The organism is Nocardioides guangzhouensis (genome assembly GCF_004519545.1).
GTDB classification, from domain to species: domain Bacteria; phylum Actinomycetota; class Actinomycetes; order Propionibacteriales; family Nocardioidaceae; genus Nocardioides; species Nocardioides guangzhouensis.
Genome location: NZ_SDKM01000031.1, coordinates 1 through 16471 on the forward strand (window position 1 = coordinate 1; position 16471 = coordinate 16471).

The 16471-nt window shown below is 71.9% G+C and carries 17 protein-coding genes; 6 read left to right on the top strand and 11 right to left on the bottom strand.

What is annotated here, in order from left to right; translation table 11 throughout:
• Window positions 1-204: 204 nt before the first annotated feature.
• Window positions 205-1155 carry a hypothetical protein gene (locus tag EKO23_RS18385; protein WP_134719590.1) on the top strand — a complete coding sequence of 317 codons (951 nt, stop codon included), beginning with the start codon at window positions 205-207 and terminating at the stop codon, window positions 1153-1155.
• 112 nt (window positions 1156-1267) lie between these two features.
• The gene (locus tag EKO23_RS18390) at window positions 1268-2407 is read left to right on the top strand and encodes a MalY/PatB family protein (RefSeq protein ID WP_134719591.1); all 1140 of its coding nucleotides are present in this window, start codon (window positions 1268-1270) and stop codon (window positions 2405-2407) included.
• 3 nt (window positions 2408-2410) lie between these two features.
• On the opposite strand, the gene EKO23_RS18395 is transcribed toward EKO23_RS18390, so the two are convergent.
• Window positions 2411-2854, bottom strand: a complete 444-nt coding sequence (locus tag EKO23_RS18395; protein ID WP_134719592.1) for an Lrp/AsnC family transcriptional regulator — start codon at window positions 2852-2854, stop codon at window positions 2411-2413.
• A 106-nt stretch (window positions 2855-2960) separates the two neighbouring features.
• Here EKO23_RS18395 and EKO23_RS18400 point away from each other — a divergent pair, with 106 nt between their 5' ends.
• Window positions 2961-3731, top strand: coding sequence for an HNH endonuclease family protein (locus tag EKO23_RS18400; RefSeq protein ID WP_246051177.1), 771 nt, complete (start codon window positions 2961-2963; stop codon window positions 3729-3731).
• Between the two features lie 12 nt (window positions 3732-3743).
• Here EKO23_RS18400 and EKO23_RS18405 read toward each other — a convergent pair whose 3' ends face one another.
• Window positions 3744-4352, bottom strand: coding sequence for a hypothetical protein (locus EKO23_RS18405; RefSeq protein WP_134719593.1), 609 nt, complete (start codon window positions 4350-4352; stop codon window positions 3744-3746).
• 167 nt (window positions 4353-4519) lie between these two features.
• Between EKO23_RS18405 and EKO23_RS18410 the strand changes: the two genes are divergently transcribed.
• The 3 genes from EKO23_RS18410 (at window position 4520) to EKO23_RS18420 (ending at window position 6697) form a co-directional block, all read left to right on the top strand.
• Window positions 4520-4999 (top strand): GNAT family N-acetyltransferase, encoded by a 480-nt coding sequence (locus EKO23_RS18410; RefSeq protein WP_134719594.1) that lies wholly within the window; start codon window positions 4520-4522, stop codon window positions 4997-4999.
• Between the two features lie 36 nt (window positions 5000-5035).
• On the top strand, window positions 5036-5977 hold the full coding sequence (locus EKO23_RS18415; protein WP_134719595.1) for a 5'-3' exonuclease: 942 nt from the start codon (window positions 5036-5038) through the stop codon (window positions 5975-5977).
• A 156-nt stretch (window positions 5978-6133) separates the two neighbouring features.
• Window positions 6134-6697: an urease accessory UreF family protein gene (locus EKO23_RS18420; protein ID WP_134719596.1), complete on the top strand. Its 564-nt coding sequence runs from the start codon at window positions 6134-6136 to the stop codon at window positions 6695-6697.
• Between the two features lie 49 nt (window positions 6698-6746).
• Here EKO23_RS18420 and EKO23_RS18425 read toward each other — a convergent pair whose 3' ends face one another.
• The 9 genes from EKO23_RS18425 to pafA form a co-directional block, all read right to left on the bottom strand.
• Window positions 6747-9518 carry a DEAD/DEAH box helicase gene (locus EKO23_RS18425; RefSeq protein ID WP_134719597.1) on the bottom strand — a complete coding sequence of 924 codons (2772 nt, stop codon included), beginning with the start codon at window positions 9516-9518 and terminating at the stop codon, window positions 6747-6749.
• Window positions 9519-9531: 13 nt separating this feature from the next.
• Window positions 9532-10404 (bottom strand): diacylglycerol kinase, encoded by an 873-nt coding sequence (locus EKO23_RS18430; RefSeq protein WP_134719598.1) that lies wholly within the window; start codon window positions 10402-10404, stop codon window positions 9532-9534.
• A gap of 22 nt (window positions 10405-10426) precedes the next feature.
• Window positions 10427-10843, bottom strand: a complete 417-nt coding sequence (locus EKO23_RS18435) for a hypothetical protein (RefSeq protein WP_134719599.1) — start codon at window positions 10841-10843, stop codon at window positions 10427-10429.
• A gap of 66 nt (window positions 10844-10909) precedes the next feature.
• The gene (gene tatC, locus EKO23_RS18440; protein WP_134719600.1) at window positions 10910-11752 is read right to left on the bottom strand and encodes a twin-arginine translocase subunit TatC; all 843 of its coding nucleotides are present in this window, start codon (window positions 11750-11752) and stop codon (window positions 10910-10912) included.
• 39 nt (window positions 11753-11791) lie between these two features.
• Window positions 11792-12061, bottom strand: a complete 270-nt coding sequence (gene tatA, locus EKO23_RS18445; protein WP_134719601.1) for a twin-arginine translocase TatA/TatE family subunit — start codon at window positions 12059-12061, stop codon at window positions 11792-11794.
• Window positions 12062-12107: 46 nt separating this feature from the next.
• Window positions 12108-13082 (bottom strand): helix-turn-helix transcriptional regulator, encoded by a 975-nt coding sequence (locus EKO23_RS18450; protein WP_134719602.1) that lies wholly within the window; start codon window positions 13080-13082, stop codon window positions 12108-12110.
• A complete protein-coding gene (locus EKO23_RS18455; RefSeq protein WP_246051178.1) occupies window positions 13079-14071 on the bottom strand; it encodes a helix-turn-helix transcriptional regulator in 993 nt (330 codons plus the stop codon). Before EKO23_RS18455 ends, EKO23_RS18450 begins: the two co-directional genes overlap by 4 nt.
• 20 nt (window positions 14072-14091) lie before the next feature.
• Entirely contained in the window at window positions 14092-15012 is a 921-nt protein-coding gene (locus EKO23_RS18460) for an FKBP-type peptidyl-prolyl cis-trans isomerase (protein WP_134719604.1), read from the bottom strand.
• 65 nt (window positions 15013-15077) lie between these two features.
• Entirely contained in the window at window positions 15078-16439 is a 1362-nt protein-coding gene (gene pafA / locus EKO23_RS18465) for a Pup--protein ligase (RefSeq protein ID WP_134719605.1), read from the bottom strand.
• Window positions 16440-16471: the final 32 nt, after the last annotated feature.

Genomic DNA, 16471 nt, shown 5'->3' on the forward strand with positions numbered 1-16471 from the left:
CCCCGGTTGACCGGGGAATCCTGCGCATGACGGGCAGAATTCCGACCGCCAAGTGCAGGTTTCGCCTGTCAAGGTCGGGCGAGCTGCGTCGGCTCGTCCTGGGCGGACCCGGTTTTCGTGCACAGGCAGGTGCGCTCAGGCACTTGTCCACAGAAGCTCGGGAGGGCGCGGCGAGACACGCGCTGTTCGGGCGACGCTCCGGCCATGGAGCAGCGACTGCGGGCAATCTGCGAGGCAGGCGGCGCATTCCTCAGGTCAGACGCCCTTGCTGTGGGGTACGACGACCGGACGATCGCGCGCATGGTCAAGTACGACGTGTGGCACCGCATCCGATGGGGCGCCTACACCTTCGAGGACATCTGGGCCTCGGCCGACGCGCGTGAACGGCATCGGATCACCTGCCGAGCCGTCGTACGCGCGGCCCGGGCCCCGGTCGTGCTGTCGCACACGAGCGCGGTGCTCGAGTACACGGACACGTTCTGGGGCCTCGATCTGGCCGACGTCCATGTCACGCGCCTCGACGGACGCACCGGCCGAGCCGAGGCCGGCGTCCGTCAGCACCGTGGCATCGTCATGCCCGGCGACGTGAGCGGATCCGGCGAGCTCCCGGTGATGTCGCCCGACCGGGCTGCGCTCGAGCTCACCACGGTCACCGACACGGAGTCGGCTCTGGTCTCGATCAATGCCATGTTGAACACAGGTGTGGTTGACCTCGAGGACATGCTCCGGCGCTACGAGTCGATGGTCACGTGGCCGCACTCGCTGAAGACTGGTTTGGTGCTCCGCCGGGCCGACGGACGGCTCGAGTCGGCAGGAGAGTCTCGAAGTGACCATCTCTTCTGGTTCCAGGACCTGCCTCGGCCGATACCCCAGTTCCCGATCCACGACGCCTCCGGGCGCCTCGTGGCCAGGCTCGACTTCGCGTGGCCCGCCTTGCGGGTCTGGGTGGAGTTCGACGGCGTCGGCAAGTACACGAAGCACCTCCGTCCCGGCGAGACCACGTCTGACGCCGTCATGCGCGAGAAGCGGCGTGAGGACCTCGTCCGTGAGCTGACGGGGTGGATCTGCATCCGGATCACCTGGGCCGACCTCCAGCACCCTGCTCGCACCGCAGCCCGCATCCGAGCCGCGTTCGCGCAGCAGCGGGCGGCGTGACGCCTCCTTGTCAGGCACGTCCTGCACTTGTCAGGCAGAACTTCGCCCGTCATGCGCAGGATCCCCCGGTTGACCGGGGAATCCTGCACTACACACCCGTACCCTCGAAGACATGGCTCGGGACGAGATCAAGGACCTCGCGGACGAGGAGGCGCGGAGCGCGCTTCGGTTGAAGTGGGGGGAGGTTCCGGCCGGGACGGTGCCGGCGTGGGTGGCGGAGATGGACTACGCCCCGGCGCCCGTGGTGACCGAGGTGCTGCGGGAGGCGGTCGAGGCGGGGACGACGGGGTACCCGCCGTTCGGAGACCTCGGGGTCGGCGCGGCGTTCTCGGGGTTCGCGCGCCGGCACTGGGGCCTGGAGGTCGCGCCGGAGGCGACGGTCGTCACCGGCGACGTGGTCGCGGCGATCCGGCTGGCACTGGACACGCTCTGCCCACCGGGGCCGGTGGTGGTGCCGCTCCCCTGCTACCCGCCGTTCCGCGTGGTCGTCGACCTCTGCGGCCGCCCGCTGGTGCCGGTCGAGACAGACCCCGACGACGACGAGGCCGTGCTCGACCTGACCGCGGTCGAGCAGGCGTTCCGCGCGGGCGCCCGGACGTTCCTGCTGTGCAGCCCGCACAACCCGCTCGGACGGGTCTGGACGCGGGGCGAGCTCGAGGCGCTGCGCGACCTCACCCGGCAGTACGGCGTGCGCGTGCTCGCCGACGAGATCCACGGGCCGCTGGTCCTGCCGGGCTCGACCTTCACGCCGTACCTCTCCGTCGACCCGACCGCGATCCTGGTGACCTCGGCGTCCAAGGCGTTCAACACTCCCGGTCTCCACTGCGCCCAGCTGGTCACGCTCGACGCCGGCGAGCGGGAGCGGCTGCGCGCGCTGCCGATGCCGCTCAACCACGCGTTCACGACGTTCGGCATGCTGGCCACCACCGCCGCGTTCACCGACGGCGACGGCTGGCTGGCGGCCCTCGTGGAGCGGCTCGACGGCCAGCGACGGCACCTCGCCGACGCGCTCGACGACCACCTGCCGAAGGCCCGGATGCGGCCGCTGGAGGCGACGTACCTCGCGTGGCTCGACCTCCGCGAGTACGGCGTCGACGACCCCGCCGCGGCCGGGCTGCGGCACGGCGTCCGCGTGGCGCCGGGGAGCGACTACCACCCCGGGCTGGCCGGGCACGCGCGGATCAACATCGCGACCACGCCGGAGCGCACCCGGCTGGCGGTGCAGCGCCTGGGTGCTGCGCTGGAGGGGTGACGGTCAGGCGCCGGTGACCGGCCGGTTCTCGTACGGCGTGGACAGCACGATCGTGGTCCGCGTCGCCACGTTCGCGGCCGCCCGGATCCGCGCCAGCAGGTCCTCGAGGTCCGTCGGCGTCGCCACCCGCACCTTGAGGATGTAGGACTCGTCCCCGGCCACCGACCAGCAGGACTCGATCTCGTTGATCCCGGACAGCCGGTCGGGCGAGTCGTCCGGCTGGGAAGGGTCGATCGGCCGGATCGAGATGAACGCGGTCAGCGGCAGCCCGATCTGCTCGTGGTCGACGGTGGCGCCGTACCCCTTGATCAGCCCCCGGCTCTCCAGCCGCTTCACTCGCTGGTGGACCGCCGAGGTGGACAGCCCGGTCGCCTTGCCGAGGTCGGTGTAGGACATGCGGCCATCGGCGGCGAGCAGCGTGAGGATCTGGCGGTCGGTGTCTTCCACAGCGGCACCCTAGCGAAGTCGGGGCACCGCGAACCGCCACGTGAGACGCGCCCGGGATCCCAGGAACCCCGCACGCGACCGTACGGCGCGACGTACCCTCTCGCCCGTGCCTCTCCGCCCCCGCCGTAGCCACGCTGCCCGCCGTAGCCACGCTGCCCGCCTCGCCGCCCTCGCCGCCCTCGCCGTCGCCAGCTGCACCCTGCTGGGAGGGCTCGCCGTCCCTGCGTCAGCCACGGCGTCCGCGCAGACGGGCGGAGGCCGTGCCGAGCGATCCGCGGCCACGGAAGGCGTCTCCGCCAGCGGCCGCACCGTGACGAAGCGGTTCCGGGCGGTCGTCCGCGACCTGCCGGTGGCGCGCGAGACGCGTGCAGGCTACGACCGCGACCTGTTCGTGCACTGGGTCGACGCCGACGGTGACTGCCGAGACACCCGGGACGAGGTCCTGGCGCAGGAGTCCCTGGTCGCGGTGAGCGGCTGCGACGTGCAACGCGGGAAGTGGCGCTCCTACTACGACGGCGTCGAGACCCGCGACTCCAGCGACTTCGACATCGACCACACCGTGGCGCTGGCGGAGGCGTGGGACTCGGGCGCGAAGCGGTGGACCGCGGACACCCGGGAGCGCTACGCCAACGATCTCGCCGACCGGCGGTCGCTGGTCGCGGTCAGCGCCTCGTCCAACCGGTCCAAGGGCGACCGGGACCCCGCCGAGTGGCTGCCGGAGCGCGCAACCTGCCGCTACCTGCGCTACTGGGCCGTGGTGAAGACCCGCTGGCAGCTGCGCGTGAACCAGGCCGAGAAGGACGTGCTGGTCCGCCGGGCGGCCCGGTGCGACAACCTGCGCCTGTCGATCCGGGTCGCCCGCGTGGAGTACCGCTGAGGTCCGGCCGGCTCAGCCGGGCGAGCTGAGCCAGGGGTCGGTGAGGTCCAGGAAGGTCGTCTCGCCGACGCTCAGCGAATCCATCTCCTTCATCATCGCCGCGACGTCCGGCGGCGGCTCCTTCCGCTCCCCCTCGCGTGCCTCGGCCTCGGAGGTGAAGTAGATCGCCATCGTCCACTCACCGTCGTCATGGCCGATCGACAGCGTGCCGAGGATGTCGGGACGGAACGCCGCCCAGTCGGTGTCGTCCTCCGCCATCAGCGCCCGGGCCCGTTCCGGGTCCGAGGACCTGCCCTGCATGATCTGCACGAAGCCTGCCTGCTCGGGGTCACCGGGCGTGTCCGCGTCGACGGTCTGGCTGTTCTTGAACGTCGGCTCGCCGTCGAACACCGACGCCGTCTCCGCCCACCAGGCCCCCTGCTCGGGCCGGTCGCTGTTGGCCTGGGCGGCCTCGGCCGACTCGAACCGGGCCAGCATCACGGCCCGCCCGTCCGCGGTCACCCCGCCGGTGCTCCCCAGCCAGCCCTGCGCACCGGGTGCGAGGTCGGTCAGCCACGCGTCGAGCCGCGCCCGCAGCCGTGCCGCGTCCGCGACCTGCCCCTGGATCACCTGCACGAACATCTGGATCCTCCCTTCGGCCCCCGCGTCTGCCGACGCTACGCCCGGGCCACGACGGGCGGCAGACCCGTGCGGGCAGGCACGGGCGGGTCACTCCCGCCCGGGGTCGGACGGGTCGCGCGACGGCGTCCCGGCAGCGGCCCGGCGCGGCGCCGCCGTAGCATCGCCGCGTGGCACTCGAGATCGGTCCGGAGGACCCCCGCTCCGGCGACGTGGTCGCGCTGCTGGCGCGGCACCTGACCTTCGCCCACGAGCACAGCCCGCCGGGGGACGTGCACGCGCTCGACGTGGAGCGGCTGACCGCCCCCGGCATCACGTTCGTCGGTGCCCGGGAGGACGGCGTGCTGCTCGGGGTCGGCGCGGTCCAGCGGCTCGACGCCACCCACGCGGAGCTCAAGTCGATGCACACGGCGGTCGAGGCCCGCGGACGGGGCGTCGCCCGGGCGATCCTCTCCCACCTCGTCGCGCTGGCGACCGCACAGGGCTACCGGCAGGTCAGCCTGGAGACCGGGTCGATGGCGGCGTTCGCGCCGGCCCGGGCGCTCTACGCCGCCGCCGGCTTCACCGAGTGCCCGCCCTTCGGCGACTACGACCCCAGCCGGCACAGCACGTTCATGACGCTGCACCTCCCCGGTGCTGGCCCTGCCTGACACCGGTGCCGGCGCCACTCCCCTAGGCTCCGAGGCATGACCTCGCGCCCGCAGAAGCTCATGCTGCTCGACACCGCCTCGCTCTACTTCCGTGCCTTCTTCGGGGTGCCGGACACGATGACGGCGCCGGACGGACGACCGGTCAACGCGGTGCGGGGGCTGCTCGACTTCATCAACCGGCTGGTCGGCGAGTACCACCCGACGCACCTGGTCTGCTGCTGGGACAACGACTGGCGCCCCCAGTGGCGGGTCGACCTAGTGCCGTCGTACAAGGCGCACCGGGTGGTCAGGGTGAACCCGGGCGAGACGCCCGACATCGAGGAGGTGCCCGACCCGCTGGAGGCCCAGGTGCCGATCATCGAGGCCACCCTCGAGGCGCTCGGGATCGCGGTGGTCGGCGCCGACGGGTACGAAGCCGACGACGTGATCGGCACCCTTGCCACGACTGCGACGATGCCGGTCGACATCGTGACCGGTGACCGCGACCTGTTCCAGCTCGTCGACGACGACGCCGGGGTCCGGGTGCTCTACATCGCCCGCGGCGTCGGCCGGCACGAGCGGGTGACCAACGACGTGGTGCGCGAGAAGTACGCCATCGACGCGCACCAGTACGCCGACTTCGCCACGCTGCGCGGCGACGCCAGCGACGGCCTCCCCGGAGTCGCCGGCGTCGGCGAGAAGACCGCGGCCACGCTGCTGCAGCGGTTCGGCGACATCCCCACGATCGTGGCCGCGGCCGAGGACCCCGACGGCGACATGGGACCTGGTCCGCGCGGCAGGATCAAGGCCGCGAGGGACTACCTCGCGGTCGCGCCCACCGTGGTCGCGGTGGCCCGCGACATCGCCCTCGACGACACCGACTTCACGCTGCCGCGCAGTCCCGCCGACGCCGACCTGCTGGCCGCGATCTCGGAGAAGTTCGGGCTCGGCGGCTCGGTCGACCGGCTGCTCGAGACCCTGGCCGGCCTGCCCGCCTGAGACGTCCCGCCCGGCCACCGGTTCCCCACACGGGCCGGCCATGGTCCAGACCAGGTCCACACGTCGGGTCAACATCGCCCCCACGATGTCCACAACACGGTAAACAGGACAGCGGAGAGTCCTGCTCTCTGCTGCCATGTGTTCAGGGGGTATGACATGAACGAGACCTGGCTGCTGAACCTGCTCGCCGAGCGCCGCACCCGTCGCGACACCGACACGGAGCTCGCCGAGATGAGCTCGACCGTGCACGCCTGCCGCGTGCGCCTGCTGACCGTGACCACCGTCGAGGCCGCGACCGCCGTGGTCGCCCTCAACGCGGTGACCAGCGGCGTCGACCGTTTCCCGGTCGCCGACGCCTGGAAGGTCCGCACGCCCGACCCGTACACCCGGATGCTGTCGCGCGAGGAGGGTCGCAGCCTGCTGGCCCGCGCCGCGGAGTCCTACCCCGAGCTCGTGGCCGAGGTCCGGCCCTGCCCGGTCCCGGTCGCCGTCGGCATCATCGCCGCGACCATGGGCCTCGGTGCCGAGGACGTCGCCCGGATCGTGGGGTACGACGACATGCGGATGATGCTCTCCGACCACAACCCGGCCGACGCCCACGTCTGGATGCAGCTGCTGCTCCCGGACATCAAGGCCATGGGACGGCAGGTCGCGCACCTCGACGACCCGATGCGGATCCCGGCCACCGGCGCCGCCCTCCTCGGGGCGTTCGCCAGCTGAGATGCCACCGGTGGGCCCGTGGTGTGCGGGTCCACCGGCCTCAGCGGCTTCACCCCACTGACGAGTAGGCGACCACGCCGCGACGCAGCCGGTCGGCGGTCTCGCGGGCCACGTCGCGCACCGGCGTGCCGGCGGCCGCGTCGGCCACCTGCAGCGCCAGGTCGACCAGCTGCTTCATCCAGCGCACGAAGTCGCCCGCAGCCAGGTCCACGACACCGAGCACGTCGTCCAGGGCGTCCCCCTCCGCCCAGCGGTACGCCGCCCACGCGAAGCCGAGGTCCGGCTCGCGGAGGTAGTCGACCCGGTGGTCCTTCTCGAGCGCGTCCAGCTGCCCCCACAGGTGCACCACGTCGCGCAGCGCTTCCCGGGAGCGGCCGCCCGGGATCCGTGGCGGTCGCGCGTCGTCGGGCCGCCGGGCCTCGTAGACCAGCGACGAGAGCACCGCAGCCAGCTCGGAGGCGTCGAGGTCCGCCCACAGCCCCTGCCGCAGCGCCTCGGCGGCGACCAGGTCCATGTCGGAATAGATCCGGCGCAGGTGCACGCCGCGCGGGGTCACCGTGTCACCGTCGAGGTACTCCAGCGCGGTCAGCACCTCGCACACCCGGTCGAACTGCCGGGCGATGGTGTTGGTGCGCTGCTCGACCCGCCGCTTCAGGGTCTTCGCGTCCCGGTCGAGCTTGAACCACCGCTCGCCCCAGCGGGCGTGGTCCTCCCGCTCCGGGCACTGGTGGCAGGGGTGCGCCTTGAGCGCGGCCCGCAACCGGTCGATCTCGGGGTCCGCCCCGGTCGTGGGGCCGCCGCGGGGCGGGCGCTTCGACGGGGGCGGCGGGGTCAGCCCGTGGGTCCGGTCCCGCAGCGCGGAGGCCACGTCACGACGCTGCTGCGGGTTGCGGCCGCTGAAGTTGCGCGGCAGCCGCATCCGGGTGATCGCGGCCACCGGCGTCGGGAAGTCGATCAGGCTGAGCCGCCGGGCCTGCCGACCGGCCGTGACGACGTACGGGCGCGGTCCCTCGGCGCCGAGGCCGGGGTCGACGACCACGGCCATGCCGGCGAACTTCCCGGCGGGCACGTCGATGACGTCGCCGGGGCGCAGCCTCTCCAGCGACTGCAGCACCTCGTCGCGGCGGTCGGACTTCCGGGCCCGGGCAGCGTTCTTCTCCGCGTCCGAGAGCCGGCGCCGGAGGGCGGCGTACTCCATGAAGTCGCCGAGGTGGCACTGCGCGGCCTCGGCGTACCCGGCCAGGGCGTCCTCGCTCTTGCGCAGCTGCCTGGCGAGTCCGACCACCGCCTTGTCGGCCTGGAACTGCGCGAACGACGACTCGAGCAGCTCGCGGGCGCGCTCGCGGCCGAACTGGTGCACGAGGTTGACCGCCATGTTGTATGACGGCCGGAACGACGAGCGGAGCGGGTAGGTGCGGGTGGAGGCCAGCCCGGCGACCTCCTTGGGGCTCATCCCGGGCTCCCACAGCACCACCCCGTGACCCTCGACGTCGAGCCCCCGGCGGCCGGCCCGGCCGGTGAGCTGGGTGTACTCCCCCGGCGTCAGGTCGACGTGCGCCTCGCCGTTCCACTTGCTGAGCTTCTCGAGCACGACGGTGCGAGCGGGCATGTTGATGCCGAGCGCCAGCGTCTCGGTGGCGAAGACCACCTTGCACAGGCCCCGCAGGTAGAGCTCCTCGACGCACTCCTTGAACGTCGGCAGCATGCCGGCGTGGTGGGCGGCGACGCCGCGGGTCAGGCCGTCGAGGAACTCGTGGTAGCCGAGGACGTGCAGGTCCTCCTCGGGCAGGTGTCGGCACTGCTCCTCGACGAACTGGTAGACCTCGTCGCGCTCCTCCGGGGTGGTCAGCCGCAGGTTGGCCTCCACGCACTGGGTGACGGCGGCGTCGCAGCCGACCCTGCTGAAGATGAAGTAGATCGCCGGGAGCAGGCCCTCGGAGTCCAGCCGGCTGACCACGTCGAACCGGGTCGGCAGGTAGGTCCGCCGCCCCTGCGGCCGGCTGCCGCGGCCCCGGTTGCCCTTCTTGTCGCGGCGGTCGCGCATCCGCGAGGCGGCCCAGTCGTCGCGGGCGACCTTGAGCAGCTCCGGGTTGACCCGGGCGCCCTCCTGGGCGAAGCCGGCCTGGGCTAGCTCCTCCTCGCCGTCGAAGAGGTCGAACAGCCGCCGGCCGACCATGACGTGCTGGAAGAGCGGCACCGGGCGCAGCTCCTCGACGATCGTGGTCGTGCCGCCGCGCACCGTCTCCAGCCACTCGCCGAACTCCTCGGCGTTCGACACGGTGGCGCTCAGCGAGACCACGGCGACGCTGTCGGGCAGGTGGATGATGACCTCCTCCCAGACCGCGCCGCGGGACCGGTCGGCGAGGTAGTGCACCTCGTCCATCACCACGAAGCCGAGGCCCAGCAGCGTCCGGGACGCGGCGTACAGCATGTTGCGGAGGACCTCGGTGGTCATCACCACGATCGGGGCCTCGCCGTTGATCGTGTTGTCGCCGGTGAGCAGGCCGACCTTCTCGGGGCCGTAGCGGCGGACGAGGTCCTGGTACTTCTGGTTGCTCAGCGCCTTGATCGGGGTCGTGTAGAAGCACTTGCGCCCGGACTCCAGCGCCAGGTGCACGGCGAACTCGCCGACGATGGTCTTGCCGGAGCCGGTCGGGGCGGCGACCAGCACGCCGCTGCCGTCCTCGAGCTCGTGGCAGGCGCGGACCTGGAAGTCGTCGAGCGGGAAGTCGTAGAGCGAGGCGAAGTCGGTGAACACCGGGTGCTGCCGGCCGCGGCGGTACTCGGCGTACCGCTCGGCGGGGCTGGAGGCGTCGTTCATGCCAGCACCGTCCTCATGCCAGCACCGTGAGCGCGGCGGGCGCGCACGAGACGGTCAGCGGCAACGGCCCGAACCTCTCGCCGTCGGCGTAGGTCACGATCCCGGGCGCCGCCACGGTGACCTCCCGGACCCGGTGGTGCTCGTACTGCGGGTGGGTGACGTGGGTGCCCTTGAACAGCTTCGGGTAGGTGCGCACCAGGTCCGGCTTGCTCATCGGCTTGATGATCACGACGTCCAGCATGCCGTCGTCGACAAGGGCGCCCTCGGTGATGCGCAGCCCACCGCCGAACGACGGCCCGTTGCCGACCGCGACCAGCATGGCGTCGAGCCGCCGGGTCGCGCCGTCCAGGTCGAGCGTGTATGGGATCGGCTCGAAGACCCGCAGCTCGGCCAGCGTGGCCAGGTTGTAGCGCATCTGCCCGCGCGGCCAGGTCATCCGGTTGGCCCGCTCGTTGACCACGGCGTCGAAACCCGCCGCGAGCACGGTCACGAAGTAGCGGTCGCCGGAGCGGGCCAGGTCGAGGGTACGGCGCCGGGAGGCCACCACCACGTCGGCCGCCGCGGCCGGGTCCCGGCGCGGGATGTCGAGGTAGCGGGCCACGTCGTTGCCGGTGCCGGCCGGGACGATGCCGAGCGCGACCCCGGTGTCGGCCACGGCCTGCGCCGCAAGGTGCACGAGGCCGTCGCCACCGCAGACGACGAGCGCCTCCACACCGTCGGCAACGGCCCGGTCCGCGAGCACCCGGGCCTCGTCGGCATCGCGGCCGACCAGGTCCTCCACCACGAAGCCGGCGGCGCGGAGCCGGGGCAGGGCGACGGCGGCGTAACGCGCGCCCCTGCCCTTGCCCGAGGTGGGGTTGGTCAGGAAGGCGATCCGGCGAGCCACACCCGGACCCTATCCGCCGTGGTCACTCGTCGCGCCGCACGACACCGAGCCGCAGGGCCACCACGTAGTCGTCCGGCCGGGCGCCGACGGCCCGGGCCAGCCGCCCGACCACGTCGACGATCCGGTCGGCGGCGAACCCGGTGCCGGGCACGGCGAGGGCCGGAGTGCCGTCGTACGCCACCAGCAGGACCTGTCCGTTGCGCCAGGCCTGGTGGGCGTGGCGCCGGGTCTCCTCCCCCACGACGGGCACGGGGTAGGCCTGGTCGACCGCCAGCAGGTCGCAGGGCTGCTCCTGGGCGTCCCGACCGGGGTCGTCCGCGCGGAGCACGCCCCGCACGTGGAAGCCGGTCCGGTCGGCCTCCCGGGCCTGCCAGGTGACGCAGCCGGTGCCCAGCCAGTCCGGGAGGTCGAAGGGGTCCAGCTCGTCGAGATCGGGCACGGGCCCAGTCAAGCACGACCGCTCCGGCGGCCCGGGCACACCCTCGCGCGGTCGTACGGCGGCCGGTCAGTCCAGCGGGGACTGCTGGTCGTCGTCGAGCCGGGCCAGCACGTTCCGGTCGCGCCGGCGCCGGTCGAGCACCCGGCAGATCAGCTCGGAGACCAGGAACAGCGCCACCATCGGGATCGCCAGGAACAGCATCGAGAACGGGTCGGTGGAGGGTGTCGCGACCGCGGCGAACACGAAGACCCCGACGATGATCCACGGTCGGTGTGCCCCCAGCGCCTTGCCGCTGAGGATGCCGGCGAGGTTCAACAGGATCACGAAGACCGGGATCTCGAAGGCGATGCCGAAGACCAGCAGCGTCCGGGTCAGGAAGGTGAGGTAGTCACCGAACTCGATCAGGTTGGTCAGGTCCGCCGGGGTGAACGAGATCAGCACTTCGAGGCCCTTGGGGAGGGTGAGGTAGCCGACCGCGGCACCGACCAGGAACAGCGGCCCCGCGACCGCCGCGAACACCCGGGTCCACTTGCGTTCGTTCTTGTGCAGCCCGGGGAGGATGAACGCCCAGATCTGGTAGAGCCACAGCGGGCTGGTCAGGACCACCGCGGTGACGCCGCACAGCTTCAGGTGCAGCATCAGCGGGCCGCCGGCGCCGTTGATCGTCGGCGTCGTGGTGACGTCCTCGCCGAGGGCGTCACGGGCGTCCTCGTAGGGCTTGAGGATCAGCTCGAAGATCTGGTCGAAGAAGAACAGCGAGACGATCGTGCCGACGGTCAGGATGACCGCGATCTTGAGGATCCGGGCCCGGAGCTCGCGGAGGTGGTCCGAGAGCGCCATCCGGCCGTCGTCGCCGATCTCGTGCCGCGGGCGGCCACGGAACAGCTCGACCACGCCCGCGATCGTCATGGCATGCCTGTCACGGTGAAGAGGGTACGTCGGCGCCGGTCAGCCGGCAGTGGGGCCGTTGTGCTCCTCGCGAGCGCGCCGCTCCTCGGCCTCACGGGCGGCGGCCGCGTCGATCTGTCGCTGCTCGGGAGTCTTCTGGTCGTCGTCATCGTCGTCGATGAGGCCCTTGGTCTCGGCCTTGAAGATCCGCAGCGCCCGGCCGCTACCCCGTGCCAGCTCGGGCAGCTTCTTGGCGCCGAAGAGCAGCACCAGCACGAGCAGGATCAGGATCATCTCGGGGACACCGGGGGTAGTGATCAGCGGAGTCATGGGTTCCTCACCTCGGTCGAACGAACGTCGTCCATCGTACGCCGCCTCACGAGTAGAGACGGAGTGCGTCCCGGGCCGCGGCGGTGAACGACTCGGTGAGCTCCTGGGGGCGCACCACCGCCGCGGACGGGGACAGTCGGAGCAGCAGCCGGGTCAGCCACCGCGGGTCGGCGACGTACAGGTCCACCTCGAGGCCGCCGTCGCCGGTCTCCCGTGTGGCCTCGACGGGGTAGTACTCCGCCACCCAGCGTGCCTCGGGGCGCAGCAGGAGGGTCACCAGCGCGTTGTCCGCGGCCGGCTGGAACAGGGTGTCGCGCAGGTCCAGCGGCGGCACCTCCGGGTGCGCCTGGGCCGGTGCGTCGAGCACCTCGGCCGCGCGCACCCGGTCCATCCGGAACAGCCGGCGGTTGTCCGCGACGTGGCACCAGGCCTGGAGGTACGCCGAGCCCTGGGCGTCGACGAGCTCCAGCGGGTCGACCGTGCGCACGGTCTCCTCGTCTCGCGAGGGGACGTAGTAGGTGAGCCGGACCTGCCGTCCCTCGGTGATCGCCTGCCCGAGCCGGGCCCGCAGCGCGGCGGCCTCCCGCTGCCCGCGGGGCAGGTGCACGTCGACCCGGCCGGTGGCCACGCGGCCGTCCTCGGCGGCGCCCTCGAGCTTGGCGAGGACGCTGTCGAGGCTGGCCAGGGTGGCGCCGTCGGCGGACTCGCGCAGCGTGCGCAGGGCGACGATCATGGCCGAGGCCTCGGCCGGCGAGAGCCGCAGCGGGGCGCGCAGGTAGTCGGCGTTGGTGATCCGGATGACGCCCTCGCCGTCGAGCGCGTCGAGGTCGACCTCGATCAGGTCGCCCGGCAGCCAGCCCGGCCAGCCGCAGTAGATGAGGACCCGGAGGTCCTTGACCAGCTGGTCGGGTGCCACGCCGAGCGCCGCGGCCGCCTCGTCGACCGCCATCGCGCCCCGGCGCTGGATCAGCGGCACCAGGGCCAGCAGCCGGCCGACCTGCTCCTTGGCTCCCCCGCTCATGCCGGTCCCTTCCCGCTGCCGGTCGGCTCCCCGAGAGCCCCGGCCAGCCGGCGTACGACCAGGTCGCGGACCTCGTCGGGGGCCTCCACGCAGGCGTCGGCGCCGTACGACATGACCTCCTCGGCGAACGAGGAGACGGTGCCGTAGGCGACCGTGAGCCGGTCCCAGCCGGTCGTGCCGTCGGGGCCGGTCACCCCGGACTCCTCGCCGGTGGCGTGCCGGCGCATGCCCAGGCACGTGCCGGAGCGGACCAGGACGCTGCCGTGGTGGGTGTTCGGCGCCGGCGCCAGCCGCCGGGTGATCTCGCGCAGGTCGGTGCCCGGCGGGATCTCGTAGGCGCCGCCCTTGCCGACCCGCTTCACGGCGCTGCGGACCCGGCTGAGCCGGAACATCCGCTCCTCGTCGCGGTCGGCGTCGCGACCCACGACGTACCAGCGGCCGGAGTAGGACACCACGCCCCACGGCTCGAGGGTGCGGGTGGTGACCTCCGCGGAGCCGCTGCGCTGGTAGTCGAACTTCACCCGGACCCGGTCCAGCGAGGCCTCCCAGAACGCGTCGAACTGGGGGTCCTGGACGGTCACGACCGGGCTGGCCAGGTCGAGCCGGGTGCGGTCGACGTCGACACCGGCCGCGGTGAGCTTGGCGAGGGCGTCGCTGGTGTGGGCGGCGAGCCCGGCGTGCTGCCAGACCCGGGTGGCCAGCCCGATCACGGCCGCCTCGTCGGCGGTCAGGTCGATGCCGGGCAGGGCGAAGTCGTCGGGGCGGATGCGGTAGCCGGGCTCGTCGAAGAATGCGTCGATGCTGGCCACCTCGACCGGGACGCCGAGCGCGCGCAGCTCGTCCTTGTCCCGCTCGAACATCCGCTCGAAGGCCTCGTTGGTGGCCTCGGCGTACGGCGGGACGGTCTCGCGGATCCGCTGCTTGGAGATGTAGTGACGCTGGACGAGCAGCAGGATCAGCAGGTTGAGCAGGCGCTCGCTCTTGGTCACGGCCTCACCCCCGGGATGGCTCAGGCCACGCCGAGCACGTCGATGACGAAGGCGAGCGTGTCGTCGCCCTGGATGTCCTTGCCGGAGCCCTTCGCGCCGTAGCCGTACTTCGGGGGCACCAGGATCAGCACCCGGCTGCCCTGCTTCACGCCGACCAGGCCCTGGTCCCAGCCCTTGATATAGCCACCCACGCCGACCTGGCGGGCCTCCAGGGTGTCGGAGCTGAACGACTCGTCGAAGGGCTTCTTGCCGTCGTAGGTCTGGCCGAGGTAGCGGACCACGGCGTAGTCCTTCTTCTCGATGGCCGGGCCGTCGCCCTCGACCAGCGTGATCACCTTCAGGTCCTTCTTCGGCTTGACGCCGGGGGCGAACTTCAGGGCGGTGACCTTGCCGTCCTTCTCGACCGGGACCGGCCAGCCCTTCGAGACCGTCTTCTCGGTGCCCTGGGGGGCGTCGAGCACGTTGCTCAGGATGTCGACGACGAAGACCACGGAGTCGCCGTTTCCGATGTAGAGGTCGGGGTTGCCCTGGTTCTGGAACGCGTCCTTCGGCGTGGCCAGCACCTCGACCCGGGAACCGGTCTTCTGCCCGGCGATGGCGTCCTTGAGCGCCGGGAGCGTGTCCTTGGACAGGGTGACCACCTGCGGGGTCTTCTGGTCCCAGCTGGAGAGGGCCTTCTCGCCGGTGTACCCGTTGCCGATGTAGAGGTGGACCATCGCGGTGCCGTCGTCCGCGATCGGGGCGCCGTCGCCCTCGGTCAGGACCTTGGTCTCCGTGGTGCTGCGGTTCAGCTCCCCGTCGTACGTCACCTTGGGGGCCTGGCCGAACTCGCCGGTGACCTTGACCGCGCCGGTGTTCCCGGAGCCGTCGTCGTCACCGCACGCGGACAGGCCGACGAGCAGCAGGCTGAGGGTTCCGAGGGTTACTACGAGGCGACGCACGGTCCTACCTTCATCGATCCGGGTGCATGAGCGCGCACAGCCTAACCGGGGATCCTGAAGATTCCTCACATGCCGTCAATGAGGCGCTGCACCCGTTCGTCGGTGGCGCGGAACGGGTCCTTGCACAGGACCGTCCGCTGGGCCTGGTCGTTGAGCTTGAGGTGCACCCAGTCGACGGTGAAGTCACGCCGCCGGTCCTGCGCCCGCTTGATGAACTCTCCCCGGAGCCGAGCCCGCGTGGTCTGCGGGGGCTTGGACTTCGCCTCGTAGATCTTGAGGTCGTTGGTCACCCGGGCCACCGCCCCACGCTTCTCGAGGAGGTAGTAGAGGCCGCGGCCGCGGTGGATGTCGTGGTAGGCGAGGTCGAGCTGGGCGACCCGGGCATGGCCGAGCGGCAGGCCGTGCTTGGCGCGGTAGCGCTCGATCAGCTTCCACTTGATGACCCAGTCGATCTCGCGCTCGACCAGGTCGAGGTCGCCGGACTCGATGGCCTTGAGCCCGCGCTCCCACAGGTCGAGCGCCTGGTCGACCACCGGGGTCCGCAGCTCGCGCCGGTCGACGAACTCCCGGGCCCGGGTGAGGTACTCGAGCTGGATGTCGAGGGCGCTGGCCTCCCGGCCGTTGGCGAGCCGGACCTTGCGGCGGCCGCTCACGTCGTGGGAGATCTCGCGGATCGCGCGAATCGGGTTCTCCATCGTGAGGTCGCGCATCACCACGCCCTCCTCGATCATCCGGAGCACCAGGTCGCAGCTGGCCACCTTGAGCAGCGTGGTGGTCTCGCTCATGTTGGAGTCACCGACGATCACGTGCAGCCGGCGGTACTTCTCGGCGTCGGCGTGCGGCTCGTCGCGGGTGTTGATGATCGGGCGGCTGCGCGTGGTGGCGCTGGAGACGCCCTCCCAGATGTGCTCGGCGCGCTGCGAGACGGAGTACGACGCCCCGCGCGGGGTCTGGATGATCTTGCCCGCCCCGCAGATGATCTGCCGGGTCACCAGGAACGGGATCAGCACGTCGGCCAGCCGGCTGAACTCGCCCTGCCGGCCGACCAGGTAGTTCTCGTGGCAGCCGTAGGAGTTGCCGGCCGAGTCCGTGTTGTTCTTGAAGAGGTAGATGTCGCCCGAGATGCCCTCGTCGTGCAGCCGCCGCTCGGCGTCGACCAGCAGCCCCTCGAGGACCCGCTCCCCCGCCTTGTCGTGCGTCACCAGCTCGGTGATGTCGTCGCACTCGGGGGTGGCGTACTCGGGATGGCTGCCGACGTCGAGGTAGAGCCGGGCACCGTTGCGGAGGAAGACGTTGCTGGACCGGCCCCAGGACACGACCTTGCGGAACAGGTAGCGGGCCACCTCGTCCGGGCTCAGCCGTCGCTGGCCCCGGAACGTGCACGTGACGCCGTACTCGTTCTCGATCCCGAAGATCCGGCGGTCCATGGGACTCAGCCTAGGCCCGCCTCCCCAATTCG